Genomic DNA, 20,473 nt, shown 5'->3' with positions numbered 1-20,473 from the left:
CTTTGAACCAAGCGATATGAGCTATTTCCTTAACTGGTATAAAAGATTCTTTGACTTCTTTAAATTCTATAGAGACTGTGAGATAATCGCCGCAGTAGCAGGCGGAAGGTTTGGCGGCGGTGTTGAATTAAATGCCCAAAAAGAGGGGCTCTTTGTCCTTGCCCCCTCACATGGAATAATAAAGGTTTTAAACCCCCGTGATTTCAAACCAGCGATATTAAGGTATAATGGAGAATAAAGGAAAAAAAGGGCTCTTCGTATAATATGGAAAAGGCAAAATATAACATTTTAGAAGTCCTAAAAGAGAGGGCTGATAAACTAGAGGCTCTAAAAGAGGATGCCTTAAATGAGGCAAAAAGGCTGGCAATGCTTTTAAAGGAGCATTATAAGTTTGAAAAGCTCTATATTTGTGGGTCTCTTTTGTCATCCAGGTTTTATCCATATTCGGATATTGATATGGTTATAAAGGGATTAAAAATGGGTGATTTCTTCAAGGCATATGCATTTCTCATAAAAAAGGGAGGCTACAGGATTGATCTAAAGCCATTTGAAGACCTGAAAGAGGGTTTTAGGGAGAGGGTTTTAAGGGAGGGATTAAGGATTGGATAAAGATATTTTAAGGCTGATAATCTCTGAGATTGAAAAAGAGCTGGATAATGTGTTTAATCTAAAAAAGGAGATGGATGAGATTTTAAAGGAAGATTCCATAATATTCAGGCGATCAAAGGGTTCAATACTTCATGATTTTTATAATTGTTGCGAAAGGATATTTAAGTATGTTGCTATTGAGATTAATGGTGGATACGAGGATAGCGAGAGATGGCATAAGGCACTTCTGTTTAAAATGACAATAGCCATTAAGGGTTTAAGACCAGCGGTTATCTCAGAAGGGCTTGCGGCTTTGCTTGATGAGTATCTTTCTTTCAGGCATTTATTCAGGAATATCTATGGTTTTGAGCTTAAAGGTGAAAGAATGGGCTATCTTGTTGAGAGATTTGATAAGGTTGTTGATATGTTAATAAAAGAAATTAAGGATTTTCTTGTATTTCTTGAGGCTGAATTAGGGTTAGAAAAATGAAGGGGTATTGGATAATATATTTTTTATTTTTTATTTTTGGCTCTTCCCTTGTCAATTCAACCACTTTGAGGGTAGCCCCTTTATCAACTATATCTACATCGTATCAGGAATTTGTGGTTAATGTGGAGGTAGGAAGTGTTAGCGACCTTTATGGCTGTGGCTTTGACCTTGTCTTTGACCCAAATCTCTTAAGGGTTATAAACTTTTCTGAGGGCGATTTCCTTAAGCAAGATGGCAGTCCAACCTTGTTTGTTGGCACAATAACCGAGGGCAGGTTAATCCTTGGCATAACCAGGCAGGGCACAGTCTCTGGCGTAAGTGGAAGTGGCACATTAGCAAGCATTGTTTTAAAGCCAAAAGCAAATGGAACAACCACATTGACATTAAGTAGCATAAGCCTTAAGAATTCAACCTTAACGACAATCCTTGCAACCTTTACGAGCGCTTCTGTTTTTATCAATCTACCACCTACAAAGCTTTCCTTAAACCCAAGCGTTGCAACGATTACCTCTGGGCATAGCTTTACAATGGATGTCATAGCAAGCGATGCAGAGGATCTCTATGCTTGCAATTTTGACCTTGTCTTTGATCCAAATTTATTAAGTATTGCAGGCTTTTCTGAGGGTAGCTTTCTTAAGCAAGATGGCAGTCTAACCTTGTTTGTTGGCACAATAACCGAGGGCAGGCTAATCCTTGGCATAACAAGGCAGGGCACAGTCTCTGGGGTAAGTGGAAGTGGCACATTAGCAAGCATTATCTTAAGACCAAAAGCAAATGGAACAACCACCCTGACCCTTTCCTCTGTTTCTCTTAAAAATTCTTCCCTACTCCCTACTCCCTACTCCCTACTCCCTTCTTCCATATTCATCAACATACCACCTGTAGCCCTTTCCATAATCCCGCAATGTGCAACCATCACATCTGGCAAGGAATTTAAGGTAGATATTACAGCAAATAACGCAGAAGACCTTTATGCCTGCAACCTTGACCTTTTATTTCCTTCTGATAAATTAAGTATTGCAACCTTTACTGAGGGTAGCTTTCTTAAGAAAGATGGCAGTCTAACCTTGTTTGTTGGCACAATAACCGAGGGCAGGCTAATCCTTGGTATAACAAGGCAGGGCACAGTCTCTGGGGTAAGTGGAAGTGGCACCTTAGCAAGCATTGTTTTAAGGCCAAAAGGCTCTCAAACAGCAATATTAACCCTTTCCTCTGTTTCTCTTAAAAATTCTTCCCTACTCCCTACTCCTTACTCTCTACTCCCTACTTCCATCAATATCCTTCCCATAAGATTAAGGATTACACCTGACAAAACAGAGGTTCTAACCGCAAGGGAATTTACTGTCTTGGTGAACATAGAGGATGTTTGCAATCTCTATGGTTGCAACATTGACCTTGTTTTTGACCCAAATTTAATGGAAACTGGATTTGGAAAGATTATAGAGGGTGATTTTTTAAAAAAGGATGGAATAGATACAAGCTTTATGAAAACAATTAAGGAGGGAAGGGCGATAATTGGGATAACCAGAAAGGAGAAGGTAGATGGCGTCAATGGAACAGGAACCCTATGCTCTGTTACCTTTAAAACAAAGGGCTTTGGAAGTAGCTCATTGGGTTTTGATAACATTAAATTAGAAAACACAAAGGAGATGATGGCTGGCGAGGGTAAATCTTCTTCTGTAAATGTTATTCCAACAAAACTTAAACTTGAGCCAGAAAAAACCGAGATAAAGCTTGATAGGGCTTGCACCATTGACCTTATGGTAGAAGACCAGCTTGACCTTTACTCTTCCTCCTTTGACCTTGTTTTTGACCCCCTGCTTCTTGGAAGCATAACATTTACAGAAGGGAGATTTCTAAATCGCGATGGAAAGAAAACCCTTTTTCAGGGAACAATTACCACAGGCACTATCACCCTTGGAATAACCAGATGCGGCAATGTCTCTGGCATATCGGGAAATGGAAAGCTATGTAGCATTACATTCTACGGAAGCTCATCTGGCACATCAAACATTGCTTGCAAAAACCTATTCTTTCAAAATTCCAAGAAAGAATCTGTTGGGATAAAGGCAAATCTTGCTACAATAACCATTTCTGATGTTAAAGCAAAGTCAATCAAGGGAAGGGTTATGACATTAGATAAAATTCCCCTTCCAGGTATTACTGTTGTTCTAAAAGAGCAAAGCTTTAAGGCAGAAACAAAGACAGATACCAATGGAGAATATGCCTTTTTGAACCCCCAGGCAGGAAACTATGAGGTAAAGGTGATGGGTGCATTAAATCTTTCAGCAAAGACAAGTATTGGAATAGGTGAAGAAAAGAATGATTTTGATTTTTCATTAGGGGATAAGGCAGGGATTCTTCCAGATAGGGAGATGGTTGTTGAGAAGGATAAAACAAGGGTTATTTTTGGCTCACAAACATTTGTCAATGAGGTTTATGTAGAAATAGTAGAGCCTGTAATATCAGGAATAAAGCCTCTGGTAGCAACAGAAATTAAGCTTTCAGGGACAGATACAAGCCTAAACAACCCTGCAATTCTTGAGCTTTCATACCCTGTAAATTATCTAAATCCCGATGAGCTTCGCATATTTAAGCTAATAGATAATACCTGGAGATTGCTTGGAGGAGAGGTAGATAAGGAAAAAGGTGTTGTTAGGGTGACTACCTCATCATTCTCTATCTTTGGCTTAATGCCTTTAAGTGATGCAATGGATGCACCTTTAAAATATGTATACCCCAATCCCTGCAAGCAATATAAGGAGGTAATCTTTGAATTTGATGCTTTACCAGTCCAATGCAGAATAGACATCTACACAATTGCAGGTGAATTGGTAAAGACAATTGAGAATGATAACAAATGGTATCTTACAAACAATGATGGTAAAAAGGTAGCGTCTGGTGTCTATATTTATTTTGCAAAGGGGAATAATTGGAAAAAAATTGGAAAGATTGGGGTGGTGAAATAAATGCAAAATGCAAAACGAAAAATGCAAAATTAAGGTAAAGATTTTTAGGAGATAAGGTGAATGGTTCAAGTTAAGATAATACAAAAGGTTGCAAACCAGATGCAGATAGATACCGAACATACAGAAAAAGATTAAGAGAGTTTAGGAATAGAGCAGGTTATGAGCAAATTTGAATCCATTGTAGAAGAGGCTCAAGAGATTTTGCTTTTTGCCTTTGATGAACTAAAAGAGGCGAAGAAGGAGCAAGATGAAATGACAGCAAGGCAAGCAGCAGAAAAGGGATACCTTGCATTAGTAAAGGCTTTTAATGCCCTATTTGTCAAAAAAGGCAAAAAAATAGAGGAGCTTCCCTTGAGCGAGAGGGGAAGGAGGTTTTTTATACATAAACTTGCAGGAAGGAAAGAAGAGAAATTTTATGATAGTATGAGGCATAGTCTACACATAGATGGCTTTCATGAAGGGATTATTATGTTTGATAGCCTTGAGGATGACTTAAATGATATAGAAAGATTTATATTGGGTCTTGAAAATGGAAATGAAGGGGTTTAAAAGAAAAAAGATATACCTGTTATTTTTTATAATGAGCTTAATTGCTACTACAGCAATTGCAAAGAAAGATTATTCTTTAGAAAAGAGATTTGCATCAATAGCAGAGGATTTTATAAATATGGTTGGCAATAAAAGGGTTATTCTTAACTGGCGAGGGGCAAAGCCAAAAGGTTTTGTTATTTATTACAACCAGCAACTTGAACCTTCTGTTTTATGTTTTGAAGTTGAAAAGAAGAATAAAAATTTAGGGTTTATAATGGTTTCATCAGATGGCATTATTCAAGAATTCTCAACCTTGAGACCTCCACACAAATGGAATATAGAACCATTAAGAGAAAGGGCAGAAGGCTGTATAAACAAGGAAGAAAAATTGGGAAATCCACGATTTATCTGGCTTGGTATATCACTCTATCTTGTCCGGTTTCCAGTGATAGAAAACAACAGGACAACAGGCAAAATAACCATTGATATGAGGACAAATAAGATAATTGATTCAATGCTTTCCCCATACCTTAAACAAATTTCACTAAACCCTAAACAAAGCCCACTTAACACACCTATTATCTCTAAAATTATCCCATTTCCTACTTATAGGCTCTATATATCAGACATAACCACAAGTATAAGCTCTTTGCTTGCCTATTATCAGAGAAAGGGAATTATAAATCTGGATTCTAGTTTTGAAAAGATAGCTGATAAGTTCTCTAAAGCAGGCTGCGATTGTGAACCTATAAAGACAACAAAGAGGCTTCTTAAATCTTATGGTTATTCTGCACAGGGACAAATTTTCCCTTATAGTTTTAAATGTTTAAAGGATGAAATAGACAGGAAAAGATTGGCTGTTTTGACTGTTGAGGCAGGGGGAATAAAACATAGCCTATTAGCAAGAGGGTATTTGAAGACAGATGCAGGATGCTGGCTTCTCTTAAATGACCAGCTTCCAGAGGAAGGGACAGATAACCTTTCCAAAGGGCTTTCTTTTTATTGCATAGAAGAGGATAGATATTCTAAACTTAACCTGATGACATTGAGGATAACAAAGGGGTAAGATTATGACAAAAAAGGAATTGATTGAATATTGGGTTGGTTCATCAGATGCAGATTTCAAGACAATGGAAAATCTGCTCAAAAGTGAAGACTATTCATGGGCTTTGTTCATCGGGCACCTGGTTATTGAAAAATTGTTGAAGGCATATTATGTAAAAACTGTGTCCGATAATCCACCTTTGATACATCATTTACTTAGATTAGCAGAGAAGACGGATTTATCCTTAAATGAGGAACAAAAGGATGACCTTTTGCTCATAACTACATTTAATATCAATGTTAGATACCCAGATTATAAACTGGAATTCTATAAAAAGTGCACAAAAAAATATGCAGAAACCAATATTAGTAAGATAAGGAGGTTGCATTTATGGCTTGTGGAACAGATTCTAAAATAATTATGAAAACCATTATTAAATATCTTGACCTTCTTCAGCAAAATAATATTTCGTTTGAGCAGGTTTATCTTTATGGCTCCTATGCTAAGGGAAATTCAAAAGAAGATAGCGATATAGACTTAGCCATTGTTGCCAAAGAATGGCTACCTGATATTTTTGAGGCTCAATTTAGACTAATGAAATTAGGACGAAGGATTGATACACGGATAGAACCTCATCCAATTAGAAAATCTGACTTTGATAAAACGAATCCTTATGCAGGGGAAATTTTAAGGACAGGAAAAAGAATAAAACGACAAAATAAAATTACAAACAAGGAGGATTAAAAAACAATGAATAACTTAAAATGTCCAGAATGTAAGAGGGATGTAATTGTAGGAAGGGTAGAGATGGATTATTACCTGGATAAAATTAGGGTTGTAGTAAAGAATGTGCCAGCGAGGGTTTGTTCAGGATGTGGCAGGGAATTTATTGAGGGTGTCATAGCTGAAAACCTTGATAGGTTAGTAGACAGGGTAGTAGAGGATGTAAATAGTTTTTCTAAAAAACTACCTATCCTGCAAGACAAAATGAGAGAAATAGCTATAGGAGTATAAAATGATTAAATTTAAATTAGAAAGACAAATGATAGAAAGAATAATTGGGTATTTAACAGAGGGTAAAAGGCTATTGATTTTTGGGCTTTTGGTATTTGGCTCTTTGGTATTATTTAGCCCGTTCTTATTCTCACAGGAGCATATTGACCTTGTTGATACAAGCAATGGGTCTCTGAACTTGGGATATACGGATCTTATGATACCGGGAGTGGAAATAGACCTGTACTTTGCTCGTTTATATAATAATCAGAGTGAAAGCAACGGTATTCTTGGTTGGGGCTGGCATACACTCTGGGATATGAATTTAAAATATAGACCACCGGAAGAAAGAAAAATTATAACAATGGTTAAAGGAGTTACCACTGTTTGTTCAGAAAGCCTTCCTTGCAAGCTTGAATTAATTGGAGGAAATGGTAAGGGCTTGGAATTTAGGAAAGAAGGAGAGGGTTTTATAAGCATTTATGGAGAAGATATTAAAATTACAAAAAGTGATAATGGTTTTATAATGATCTATAATGATGGGACAAAATATTTTTTTGAAAAACCTGCGGAGCTTGAGAAGATACCAAATGTTTCCAATTACCAAAGAATTTTAAAGGAGGGGGGTGTAGAGATTACCTCCTTTTCTGAAAGATTGGAAAAACGGGGTATCTATAAGCTTTCTATGATAAAGGATAGATTTGAAAATAAAATATCCTTCTTTTATGACTATCTAAATAGGCTGATAAAAGTGCAGGACGAAACAACTAAAAGGGGTTTTTCCTTTACCTATACAGCTAAAGACAAGATAAGTAGAGTTAAAGACCATACTGGAAGGTCAGTAAGTTTTAAATATGACTACCAAGACAATTTAATAGAGGTAATGGATATTTTGGGTAGAAAGACATCTTTTCTTTATGACACTGAACATAATATTAAGAGTATTATCAAAGAAGGAGCCTCTTTAAAAATTTCCTATGACCTCAATAAAAGGGTTGTTAGATTAAAGGGTCCATCAAAGGAGGATACATCATTTTTTTATGAAGATATATATGAAGATATAGGAGAAATAAACTCAGGTATGATTACCACTATACAAGATGTATTAGGCAATAAGATAGTTCACTGCTATAAGCCTGGATATTATGGAGATAATGCAAAACGAATGGTTATTACTGATGCAGAGGGAAACAAAAAAGAGATATATCGTAATAAGAGAAAGCTGATTGAAAAAATTATATACCCAAATGGTGCTTACTGGGAATATACCTATGATGATAGAGGCAATCTTACCCAGAGAAGCGGTCCAGAAGGGGTAGTTTGGAAATATGAGTATGAGAAGGTGTATAATCGGCTCTCAAGGATAATAGACCCAAAGGGAGGCATTACTAATCTTACCTATGATGGAAGTTCTAGCGTAAAGATTGAATATCCTGATAAAAACTTTACCACTACAATTTATAACAGCTTTGGAAAACCAATAAAGATAATAAATACAAGAAAGAAGGAGGCAGAATATTCATATAACGATTATGGGGAACTGACCCAGATTAAAATAGGAAGTAGGACAGCAACTTTTAGCTATGACCAGGTTGGAAGGCTAACCTCTTTTACTAATCCAAATAAGGTAACCACAGATTTTACTTACAATAATGCAAATAAGCTTACAGAGGTAAAGGATGGTTTAAGTAATCTAACCAAATATACTTATGATGGTAGAGGAAATCTTGTTTCAATAACAGACCCATTAAATAGAACAATCTTTTTTGAATATGATGCCTCAGATAGGCTTATTAAGATAACAGGCCGGGAAGGGGCAGTCTTACGATATAGTTATGATAAAATAGGTAATCTTGTATCACTTACTGACCCAGCAGGTAATGTCTTTTCTTACTCCTATGATAAAAATAGAAGAAGAACCCAAGTGAATAATCCTCAAGGAGGAATAATTAGGTATGGATATGACCCATCAGGAAACTTGACAAAGACAATTGATGCTTGTGGAAATTCTACAGAATATACCTATGATAAACTTGGAAGATTGATTAAGGTATGCGATGAAAATGGAGGAGAAAGTAAATATACCTATGATAAGATGGGAAATTTCATCTCGCTAACCAATGCTAATGGTCATAGTATAAACTATACCTATGATTCTGTAGACCGTCTTATAGAGATGAAAAACCCACTGGGAAATACCATTTATTATACCTATGATGTGATTGGAAACCTGATAGAGAAGAAGGATGCCATGGGTTTAAAAATATCTTATATATACGATGATTTCAACCAAATGGTTAGGGCGGAATATCCAGATTCTTCTCTGAAAATGGGCTATGATAATAATGGAAATCTTATTGATTTTTCCTCTTTAGGCCTTTCAGGTAGTATGACCTATGATAACCTTGATAGAATGACTACCTTAATCTATAATTATGGTTCTTTCACAAAAAAGCTTAACTATAGTTATGATAGTTTGAATAACCTTGGGACCTTGAGGGAAGAAGGCAAGGGAGTAATAAACTATACCTACGATGCTCTAAACAGGACAACCTCTATTTCAAATGAGGATGGTAAGATAAACTATTCTTATGACTCTCTTGGCAGAAGAACAAAGATGACTTATCCAAATGGTGTATTTTGTGAGTATAGTTATAATGCCCTTTCCCAAATAACCTCCATTGTTTATAAAAAGCCTGATAATAAAACTATCTCATTTTATAATTACACATATGACAGAAATGGTAATGTCTTGAGTATGACAACACCCGAGGGAAGATTTTTTTATGAATATGATAAGCTCAATAGGTTAATCAGAGAAGTTACGCCCTCAGGAACAAACACTGCCTATACCTATGATAAGGTTGGAAATCGCCTTTCTATGAATGGGATAGACTATACTTATGATAATGCAGAAAGACTCATTAAGGCAGGGATTACATCTTATGTCTATGATAACAATGGCAATATGATAAAGAAGACCAGTGATTTTTCAACAACCACCTATAGCTATGATTATGGTAATAGATTGACAGGAGTTTTTTGTTTAAATGATAACATAGGTTCCTATACCTATTCTCCCCTGGGCTATCGGATAAGAAAAATGACAGGCACTGAGACAATAACATATCTTTGGAACAGAAAGAGATTGCTTGGTGAATATGATGATTCTGGTAATCTAAAAACAAGTTATATCCTTGGTGCTAGAAATGAAGCTATTGGTATGAAGAGAGGAACAGCCACTACTTATTTCTTAAGCGACCTTATTGGTAATATTATCGGTTTAATAGACCAAAATGGAAACCAGATTGCATCTTTAAGTTATGAGCCTTTTGGAAGGGTAAGAAGCAAAAGAGGGGAAATAGAGCCTTCTTTACTTTTTACAGGAGCCCAGTTTGATTCTGAAATAGGGCTTTATTATATGAAGGCAAGGCACTATGACCCTGAAATAGGAAGATTTTTGCAAAAAGAGCCAATGGATTATGTCTTTTTAAAAGAAAGAATAGAGAAATTTTCTATTGAAAATAGGGTGGTGAATGGCAGGGCATTTGGGTTTTATAACAGGAATTACTATGATTATGTAGGGAATAATCCCTTACTCTTTATTGACCCTGACGGTCTTGCAAGGATACTTGGTGGAGGGGAAGCAGGGTGGAATGTGGGTGGGGGTCTTGCTGGACAAACAGATATAGGTTATGACTTTAGTGGAGAAGGAGGATTTGTGGAACCATCAATTTATGCCAATGTTGGCATTCCTCAAGCGGGTGTATGTGTAAATGGAGGCATAGACGAGCTCTTTGGCAAGAATGATGCTACTTTAAATCTTGGTGTAGCAGCCCTCCTTAAGGTTGATTTCGCTATTCCTTTAACCCATGTGAATATTTTTGGGATACCCATTCCAATTCCCAATGGTATCAGGGTAGGTGCAGGATTAGGGGTTTCAGCTACAATAGTTCATGCCGATGTTGATATACCAATACAATCCACTACAATCTCGCAAAGGACTGTAGAAGGTATTGTAGAAGGTATTGCTACAGGAAATATCATACAGGAGTGCCAAAGCTGGACATTTGAACAAAGGTATGAAAATGCAGACAGGATAAGAACAGAGCCAGGGAGTAGTGTGTTTGATAGAATTGCCGCAAGAAATAGGATGATAAACCTATTATGCAGATAAAAATGAAAAAAATATATCTATTTTTTATGATTGGGTTGACGGCATTTTCTCAAATTGCTATGGCTAGAGATGGGTGTGGTCCTGGGCATCCACAACCAAGGGGAAATTCCTACGCTGGAGGAGACAGGCCAGATGATACCGTGGATGTCTCTACGGTTGATGGAGTGCGGCTTCATCCATCCGGGTATGCACTGGTAGCCATCTTGCAGAATGGCTATTATGACCAGATGGCTTTGCTTTTGGAAAAGATAAAAGAGCCTTATGCCATTCATTCTAGCCTTCCCTCTGGCACAGCAAGAGACCATCCCATTCTTATTATCCCAAGCGGAGGGCTTTATGGGCTTGAAGGCTCATCTATTTTTAGAGAAGGCCTAGCAAGGTATGCAAGTGAGGGTGGAACAATTATTTGCTTTTTCCAGCAAAGGGGCTATGAATTTAGCTGCCTTCCCACAGGTAAGGTAGAAGGGGCTGGCTGGAGGGAGGACCAATCCTGCTGGACAAATGCCGCATACATTGAAACACCCCATCCAATGTTTTCTAGTCAGCCAGGGCTTTATGTAACTGCAAACATTGATGGCTATTTTACCGCCTGGCCAGGCTCAACTACTATTCTTTTAATGAGGACAAAGAACAAATTGCCGGCAATGCTTATGTACCCTTTTGGCAAGGGAATGGTAATTGCCTCAACCCTTTATTCAGACCAGGGGTTCTCATATAGCCATATCTCATCTGATGAAATTGCCTTAATCAGGGATATAATAACCTGGGCAAAAAAACCCGAAGAAAAAATCCCTGAGTTTTCCCAAGGAAGCCAAACAGAACTTTCTATTACATTGGCTAATCTTTCCACCCAAACCGCTAAAAATGTCCAAATTACCATCCTAAATCCCGACAAATCTTTTTCAACATCTTCCATCTCCAGTCTTCCATCTTCAATCCCTTCAAATTCCTTTTCCACCTACACCTTTAATTACACCTTGCCTGACACATTAGGCATCTACACCATTGCCTATACCCTTTTAGACAACAGCAACAACCCAATCCAAAAGGAAATCCAGGCAGAAAGGTTTGCCGTGGCTAAACCTTATGAAGGAGCGAAGCCAACCCCAGGTTTTTCCCTTTCTGTTTCAACCCCAGGGGAGGAACTTATCGCCGACAGCGATGTTGAATTTAAGGTGATTATCTACAATAATACAAATGTAGGCGGAACAATAACGGGGAATTGGTTTATTCCCCTTCACTCAAGTGGAGGGTTTGGCCCTGTCTTTGTCCCGGCAAATACGAGCACAGAGACATACATTAGGGTTAGAATTACAAGCCATTATAGTGTCTGGAGGTTTTGGCTTCATACCAATATTGGTGTTCAGTCTCTGGGAGGACAGGTAATTAAACCAACCATTGGTATGGAGCTTACTACCTCAAAGGATGAATATGAAAGAAAAGAAGGGGGAACAATTACCCTTTTGGTTTTTAATCGAAAGAATGCACAATACAATGTCCGGGTCAATCTTTCCTGCATCCTGGCTGGACTTAATAAAACATTTGAGCTTTCCCTTCGTCCCTTAGGCTCTTTAACAGAAATTGCTACATTCACCGTGCCAGAAAAAAGTATGGGTGGAATTTCTGTTGTCAAGGCATTTGCCTATGTAAATGAGGAAAGGGTCTGTGAATCCTTTGCAACCTTTAAGGTTCCTCCTGCATCCCTTCTTGTTAAGCCAATATTGCCAAACTTTTGGGGAACAACCAATAGCGTATCCTTTAATATCGAAAGCTATGGCTATGAGATTCCACCTGGAAGTTTAAGCCTTATCCTTTCTGATACAAAGGGAAAGCTATTTGAGACATCAACTTCTATTGGAACAATAAGCTCTGGACAAGAAGCAACAATAATAACAAATATCCCCATCCAGCCCATTAAATTCTTTGAAACCTACAAGCTCTTTTATTTTATAAAAAATGGGGTAAAGGATGTATCAGGACAGATTGAGATTAAAAATCAAAATATTATAAAATGTGAATTTGACCAGCCATTTTACTCAATAAGGGAAAGTATAAAAGCAACCTCAAGCATCATAAACACAGGCAATTTCAAGCAAGACTTAAGCTTGGTTTTAAGCATCCCTGATTGCAATTTTACAGAAACCAATACCTTTGTTTTATACCCTGGCTCACAAAATACAATTGGCTATAGCCCCTATATTCCAGACACAGTCAAAGATGGAAAGCACAAGGTCTATCTTTCCCTTACAATGGGTAGTGAGACCTTTGTAAAATCCTATGAATTCTTTATCCCTCCTGAAAAGCTAATCCTACAGGATTTTTCTTCTAATAGCTTTACCCTGAAAAACATAGGCGGCGTAGATGGCTCTTATACAGTTTATTCAAAGGTAATTGATAGCAGGAATATGAGCATATTTGAAACCCAAACCTCCATATACCTTTGGCCAGGAAGTGAAACATCCATAAGGCTTATAATCCCTGACCAGGCACTTGATGGAAACTATATCTTGGGTATTACCGCAATAGACAATGAGGGAGAGAGAACAATATTTAACCGAAGCATCAAGATAGAGGGCATACTAGGAGACCTTGAGGCAAATCCTAAAAGCAGAATCTATATGTCAGGGGGAACACTTTCTGCCATAAACACAATAGCAAACCTTAAAAACAAGGATATAGAAAACGCTACACTAACCCTATCTGCATATGCGGCTATCTCGGATTGGGTTTCCTATTCTAATATAAAAAATATAAACGACATCGTGCTAGATGGGGATATCATCTGGCTTGCCACAAATGGTGGGTTAATAGAATACAACAAGACAGGCAATCTCTATAACCTTTACACAACCATAAATGGGCTTTGTGGAAATGACCTTACATCCATTGCCAAAGATGGAAATGAGCTATGGATAGCAAGCAGGGAAAATGGTGTATCAAGATACAACAAGCTAAACAAGAAATTTACAAACTACACATCAAATGACGGCTTAAACAACAATAATGTCAGGTCTGTTCTTGTTGACAATGGCTATATCTGGTTTGGAACATGGGAAGGAGCAAGCAGATACGACCAATGGAACAATGTCTGGAAGACATATTATCCAGGTCAAACCCAACCAGGAAATTATATAAATGCAATAGCAAAGGATGGCAATTTCCTCTGGTTTGCTACCTATGATGGTGCATTCAGGCTGAATTTGGATAATGAGGAAATAACCCATTATTCAACAGAAGATGGACTTGCCCATAGCTATGTCCTTTCCATTGGTATTGACGGAAATTATATCTGGTTTGGCCATCCAGATGGAAGTGCAAGTATGTATGACAAGGCAAATAATTTCTGGAGGGTCTATACAACCTCAGGGTATCAGCAAGGAAATGAGGTTTTGGATATATCAGCATTAGGCAATTCTGTCTGGTTTGCCACCCAAAAGGGGGCAAGCAAGTATGATAAGCCCTCTGATACCTGGCAGACCTTTGTTGATGGGCTTGCTTCTTTGAAAAATACCTCCTGTGCTATTGATGAAAATAATGTTTGGCTGGGTGGGGAGGATGGCTTGAGCAAGTATGAGCCTATTTCAGGATGGGGAAGTTATACAACGGCTGATGGGCTAATAAGCAACGAGGTTTCCTCTGTTTTTAATGAGGGCGATTATATCTATCTTGGGACAAACAGGGGGCTTTCAAGATATGACAAAAAGAATAAGACCTGGAGCCAATTTAATGAAAAGGATGGTATCTTGGGAGAAAAGATTAAAGCATTAGCAAGAGGAGGAGGCTATCTCTGGGCTATAACCGACAAGGCAATATGCAGAGGTAACACAAACTTTGATGCCTTTCCTTACAATACCGCCCTTCTTCCTTTTGGTGGCGACCTTGATTTTCACTCTATAGTTGATTTTGGTGGCTATGTCTGGTTTGCTGGTTATAATGGCTTGATAAGGTTTAGGAATGAGCAATGGGAGAGGCTACCCTTTAATAAGGTAAATGACATTGCCTCTTATGGATCTAATTTATACCTTGCCACACCCTATGGTGCGATTGAATATAATGGTATAACATACCTACAAGGTGAAAACATAATATCCCTTGCTTGTAATGACAATTATCTCTGGTTTGGGACAGAGCAAGGCTTAAAGCGATATAGCAGGAAAACAGGCGAATGGAAGGTATGGACAACATCTGATGGCTTGCCAGACAACCATATTGGAAAAATGCTCATTAAGGAAAATTACCTCTGGGTATCAACATATAAGGGTATAGCCTGTTATGACTTAGAGGATAATACCTGGAAAACCTATACCAAATCCGATGGCCTGCCCTCAAACTATTGCTTAGATATGGATTCTGATGACAAAAGCCTCTGGTTTGCCACACAAGATGGCATTGCCCAATTTTCTATCAAAGGAAACCTTCTAGCAGAGACAAATACACTAATAAGCCTTAGTGCTAATAGCACAACAACCACAACCATTGAGGTTGGAACAGTAACAGGCGGAGGAAAGGCATACCTTGAGGCAATCCTTAAATCAGCCATTGGACAGATAATAGACGAGTCAGAAAAGGGCTTCTATATTTTTGGAACAGGCTCTGTCTATGTTGCTATTCTTCCTGAAAAGCCTGTTTATAAGAGAGGAGAAATTGCAACCCTAACAATTTACATAGAGAATTTCCTCCCCTCCACCTTTACTAATTGCTTTTTATCTTTAACAAAGAATGGGGTTGAAATATTTAAGACAGGCTCATTTGAAATAACAGATTATGAAACATATTCATTCAAAACAACAACTATAGCAGAGGAAACATTTATATTAGAGGCAATTCTTTCAGGAGGAAGCAAAGGGTTTCAAATACAAAGCACTGTTGATGAAAAGACAAGGGAAAAGATTGAGGTTATCCCTCCCTCCCTTCAGGTTATAATTGATGCACCAAATATAGTTAAAAGGGGTGATTTTGATGTTTCAATTAGCCTAAAGAATACATCGCCATATCCTATAAACCTTGGGCTGATAATGGATGCAGAAGGAAATATAAGGGATTTTGGCACTCTATCCCTTATCCCAGAAAGAAGCCAGCTATTTCAGGCAACCAGCTCCTTTACCTCTGATGGCACAATAACCGCTATCGTTTATGGCGATGTTTTTGCCACCTATACAAAAGGGATTATCTTTGGTGAGAGAATAGATGTAAAAACAGAGCCAAAAGACCTATATCCCGAAGGAACTACTACCATCCCATTTACCCTTGAAAATAAAGGGGAATTTTCTTCAAATATTTCATTAGAATTTATATTGCAAAAGCTAAATCTATCCAAGGGTATAAATGTGCAATGGTGTAAGGCACCTCCTAAAATAAGGCTTAAGAGCCAAAAGAGGGGGATGGGAATTATGCAGGCAAATTATAGCTATGGCGATGGTTCTGTTACTGTTAAAGAGGATTTTTACATTCCAAAAGGAGAAGCTATCTCTGGTGAGCTTATCTATGAGCTTATAAGCGGAAATTATGGCTTAACCCATTCCTCATTCTTTGGCACAGGGACAAAATCCTTTAAGGTCTCCCAATTCAATGTGGTTGACCTTACCATAAATGCACCTGAGAAACTAATTGGCCTTGTTGACGGAAGGCTCTCCTTTGACATCCTGGTTGAGAATAAGGGAGGAAATGAATTCGTAGGAGGAATAAGCATAGATTCTGGCTTTCTTAAGGAGGAAAAGCAAATCAGGCTTCCTATTTCTGGAACGAGCACCATTTCTTTTTCAGGCACACCAACCGCAACACAAGGAACATACACAATTATCGCCCAAGCCCTTTATAACGGCTCTCCTATTACGACAAAGACAACCACAATTGTCTTAATTCCACAATTTTCTCTCCTAGCTATTTCTCCTTCTACCTTTACATTGAGCCAAATAGAAACCATAACCATATTCGTCAAGAATAATGGTTCTGGTGAAGGAAACGCAAGGGTTAATGTGAAAATCCTTGATTTTATTGATGAGACAAAACAAATATGGCTTTCCTCAAACCAAGAAGGCTCTTTAACCTTTTCCTTCCTAATCCCTGATGACCTTGAGGAAAGGGATTACAGTGGCGAGGCAAGGCTTTCAACAGGAGAGGGTATTGAGCTTGAAACAAAGATTATCCCATTTCATCTAAATGGTATACATATCAAGGTATCTGGCTATTTAGACAGGGATGCTTACAATATAGGTGAAACAGCCACCCTAAGGATTGCCATTCAAAATGTAGCATTTTCTACCCAAACCCTTAACCTCCTTGCCAAGGTTCACTACGCTGACTACAATGGCACATTTGCATTTACCATAAGCACAGAAACAACCCTTACATTCCCTGTTTTTATTCCCTCATTTGTTTCCCAAAAACTATACTTTGGCATTTATACCTATGGAACAGAAGCAGGAAGGTCTCTCTATATCAACAACCTTTATCTCTATGAAAAACAAGCGACCATCAGCCTTACCCTGGATAAGCAGATCTATGAAGCAGGAGGGACAATGAGCATTCTTGTCTTTTCTAGTGAAAATGGCACATTAAGCCTAATGAGCCCAGGGGAGGAAAAAGAGGTAAACATAAATGGAACAAGCACAATTGTGCTTAAGATTCCATCCAATCTTACCTCAGGCACATACTGGCTATATTATGCCTTTCTTATGGGAACAGAAACCATAAGGGGGAACATAAGGTTTGATGTAATAGGAATATCCCTTAAGGTAATTGAATCCAGGTTTGATAAGGAAATCTATAGACCGAGCGACGAGATTAAGCTTACATTAAAGGTTGAAATGAATAGGAAAATTAAGGGAATAATAAGGGGATGGATTAAGGAAAAATCCGTATCACATTTATTCTTTGAAAAGAGGGTAAACCTTGATGTAGGAGAGAATTTGGTTGAAATTCAGGGAACAATTACAAGCCTTATCCCAGGTGAATACTCCATAACCTATGGATTTTATCTCCTTACATCAGGTGGCATGCTTCTATCAGTAGACGAGGAGGAAACCCTGCTCATAATGGAGGAGGCAATATTTACCCTGGAAAATGAGGTTGGCACGCTCTCAATAACCTCTATTCCCCCAAGGGCAGAGGTTTTTATTGATGGAACAGATACTTATCAAACTACCCCAGCCACGATAACCAATGTCTTACTTGGCACCCATAGCATCAAGCTAACCCTTGAAGGTTATGAAGATTGGTTTGGTTCAGCAACCATTATTTCTACAGAAACAACCTATATTATGGCTACCCTCACCAAAATTTTTGGCACAATTACCGGCACAATTACATATAATGGCACAAAGACAGGCACATTACATTATGCCGCATTTGATAATTCAGGCTTTCAAGGAGAACCAATAGCAGCGGGAACAGCTACATTAAATGGCACTCAAGCTTCATACACCTTCTCCATAGGAACACCAGGAACCTACTATATTGGTGCATACCTTGGTACAGATACCCTAAGCATTGGTGACCCAATTGGCATCTATGGCAGCTTAACCGCTGTCTATCTATTGGATGGCACAGTCACCATAGTTGGCACACCAATCCCTGTTTCAATAACCCCAGGTTCTACAATAAAAAATATAAACTTTGGATTATCCCATATAATCCAATCATCCTTCGGCACCATCACTGGCATCATAACCTATTTTGGACCAAGCTCAGGCACTTTATACTACGTTATCTTTGATAATCTTCAATTTCAAGATGACCCTAAGTATCAAGGCACACAAACATTTCAAGGTCCAGGAAGTATTTCCTATAGCCTACAAGTATCCCCAGGAACCTATTACATTAGTGCCTTTTTGTCCACAAATAATGATGAGGATGGAAACTTAGGCGAACCGATTGGTGGATATGGCACATTTACAGGTGTCTATCTATTTGGCACAAGCACAAGCGGAGGCTCTGTCACTATCATAGGCACCCCAACTCCTGTTTATGTAGAACTTGGCTCAACCACAGAAAATATAAGTTTTCCCTTATCCACTGTCTTTGTAGCAACACCAACCGACCTCTGGATTGAAAAATATGGTTCTTCTACAATAACTTATGGAGAGATTACAACATACACAATAACCTTTGGAAACAAAGGCAGTATAACGGCTTATAATGTTCAGATTATAGATACCCTTCCATTTGACTTTAATCTTATCGGCTCAACAGGTTCTTGGAACATAAATAAATTAGAAAAAGATGAAACAGGCACAATAACCATTTGGGGCACATTTTCATCAATAGGCACAATAACAAACTATGCTACCATTACCTGCATCCCATCTACTGATGAAAACCCCACCAACAACTCTACCTCAGCTACAACCTATGTTGTTACAGGTCCTCCAGCAACCATAACCCTAACCGCCAATCCAAAAGAAATAATCGCAGACAAGGGAACAACCACAGCCATTGCCTATGTTAAAGACCAATACAACAACCCTGTGCCAGATGGAACAATCGTTAATTGGTCTACATCCTATGGCACATTATCATCCTCTACCTCAACAACAACCAATGGAACAGCAACAATTGTAATTGAAGGGTTAATAAAAATAGGCACATACACCATAACAGGAAGCATATCATCTAGCCTAATGGCAACCACAACCATTATTGTAGACCACGGCACAATCACAGCCTTAAACCTTGAGCCAAAAGCCGCAAGCCTCACTGCCGATGGCTCCTTAACCCTAACTGCCATTGCTAATGACAACGATGGCAACACCTGGACAGTGCAGGCTGAGTTTACCGAGAATGACCCAATCGGCACAATCTCGGAAAATATCTACTACCCAGGTAAGGTAGGAACCTGGACAATCACGGGCACATATTCAGGCAAGGTTGCTCAAGCAACAGTTACTGTAAAGATGGGTTCAATCACAACAATCAAGATTGTAAATAGCGAAGACCAAGAAATAGGCATAATAACACTTAATCTCAATGAAACACTATCCCTTTATCTAAGAGGCTATGATAATGATGAAAACAAGGCTTATCTCTCAGGAACATGGATGGCCTCTGGTTTAGTTGGAACCCTAAACCCAACAATGGGAACATATACGATATTTTCTCCTGCAACGGCAAGCACAGGCACAATCTCTGTCTCTTATGATTCACTAACAGATGAAACAGGTCTTATTACCATAACAGAGGCAATCTATTCTATCTCTGGCATTGTTTGGGATGTTTTGACAGGAAATCCGATAAAAGATGCAGGGGTAAGGATTGAAAATTCTACAGCAACAACAAATAAAGATGGAACTTACACCATTCCTGGATTAAATCTTGGAACATATACCCTTGTGGTTACAAAAGAAGGCTATTTCCCTGCCACAAGGACAGTAGAAGTCAGAAGTCAGAAGTCAGAAGTCAGAAGTCAAAATGTGGGGATTTGTCCAACCATAAGGCATATCCCGGCAAATACCTGGGTAATGTTTTCTCCTCCGAGCCTTCCCGAAAGCAAAACAAGCATAGCTAAGCTTAGTCAAGTCCTCATAGGAACTATGCCGCTAACGCCAATAATCTCCCAAAACACCATAAACATCGGAGAAGACCTTGGGATAATTGATAACCTTGGCAAGCTTGAGTTCAGGGTTTATCGCTGGCAACCAAATGAAAAAGAGGATGAATTCTTTGCCAAATATAGAAGACCAGGC

At 38.3% G+C, this 20,473-nt stretch carries 11 protein-coding genes; all 11 read left to right on the top strand.

What is annotated here, in order from left to right:
• Window positions 1–238 (top strand): hypothetical protein (locus AB1630_03775; protein MEW6102928.1); only part of this gene is annotated, 238 nt, incomplete at its 5' end.
• Window positions 239–264: 26 nt separating this feature from the next.
• Window positions 265–609: a nucleotidyltransferase domain-containing protein gene (locus AB1630_03770; protein ID MEW6102927.1), complete on the top strand. Its 345-nt coding sequence runs from the start codon at window positions 265–267 to the stop codon at window positions 607–609.
• The gene (locus AB1630_03765) at window positions 602–1,078 is read left to right on the top strand and encodes a hypothetical protein (protein ID MEW6102926.1); all 477 of its coding nucleotides are present in this window, start codon (window positions 602–604) and stop codon (window positions 1,076–1,078) included. The genes AB1630_03770 and AB1630_03765 overlap by 8 nt, the downstream gene beginning before the upstream one ends.
• Window positions 1,075–4,047, top strand: a complete 2,973-nt coding sequence (locus tag AB1630_03760; protein MEW6102925.1) for a cohesin domain-containing protein — start codon at window positions 1,075–1,077, stop codon at window positions 4,045–4,047. The genes AB1630_03765 and AB1630_03760 overlap by 4 nt, the downstream gene beginning before the upstream one ends.
• A gap of 159 nt (window positions 4,048–4,206) precedes the next feature.
• A complete protein-coding gene (locus AB1630_03755) occupies window positions 4,207–4,596 on the top strand; it encodes a PaREP1 family protein (protein ID MEW6102924.1) in 390 nt (129 codons plus the stop codon).
• Complete coding sequence (locus AB1630_03750) at window positions 4,583–5,644, top strand: hypothetical protein (GenBank protein ID MEW6102923.1); 1,062 nt, start codon at window positions 4,583–4,585, stop codon at window positions 5,642–5,644. Before AB1630_03755 ends, AB1630_03750 begins: the two co-directional genes overlap by 14 nt.
• A 4-nt stretch (window positions 5,645–5,648) precedes the next feature.
• On the top strand, window positions 5,649–6,041 hold the full coding sequence (locus tag AB1630_03745; GenBank protein ID MEW6102922.1) for a HEPN domain-containing protein: 393 nt from the start codon (window positions 5,649–5,651) through the stop codon (window positions 6,039–6,041).
• The gene (locus AB1630_03740; protein ID MEW6102921.1) at window positions 6,014–6,367 is read left to right on the top strand and encodes a nucleotidyltransferase domain-containing protein; all 354 of its coding nucleotides are present in this window, start codon (window positions 6,014–6,016) and stop codon (window positions 6,365–6,367) included. Before AB1630_03745 ends, AB1630_03740 begins: the two co-directional genes overlap by 28 nt.
• Window positions 6,368–6,373: 6 nt before the next feature.
• Window positions 6,374–6,637 carry a YgiT-type zinc finger protein gene (locus AB1630_03735; GenBank protein MEW6102920.1) on the top strand — a complete coding sequence of 88 codons (264 nt, stop codon included), beginning with the start codon at window positions 6,374–6,376 and terminating at the stop codon, window positions 6,635–6,637.
• Between the two features lies 1 nt (window position 6,638).
• On the top strand, window positions 6,639–10,793 hold the full coding sequence (locus tag AB1630_03730; GenBank protein ID MEW6102919.1) for an RHS repeat-associated core domain-containing protein: 4,155 nt from the start codon (window positions 6,639–6,641) through the stop codon (window positions 10,791–10,793).
• A 2-nt stretch (window positions 10,794–10,795) separates the two neighbouring features.
• Window positions 10,796–20,473, top strand: a 9,678-nt coding sequence (locus AB1630_03725) for a PEGA domain-containing protein (protein MEW6102918.1), incomplete at its 3' end; no start/stop codon positions are given.

It is taken from the genome of bacterium (assembly GCA_040753555.1).
GTDB lineage: Bacteria > UBA9089 > UBA9088 > UBA9088 > UBA9088 > JBFLYE01.
Note: the sequence above shows the minus strand (reverse complement) of the source record. Positions and strands in the feature narration are given on the sequence as shown.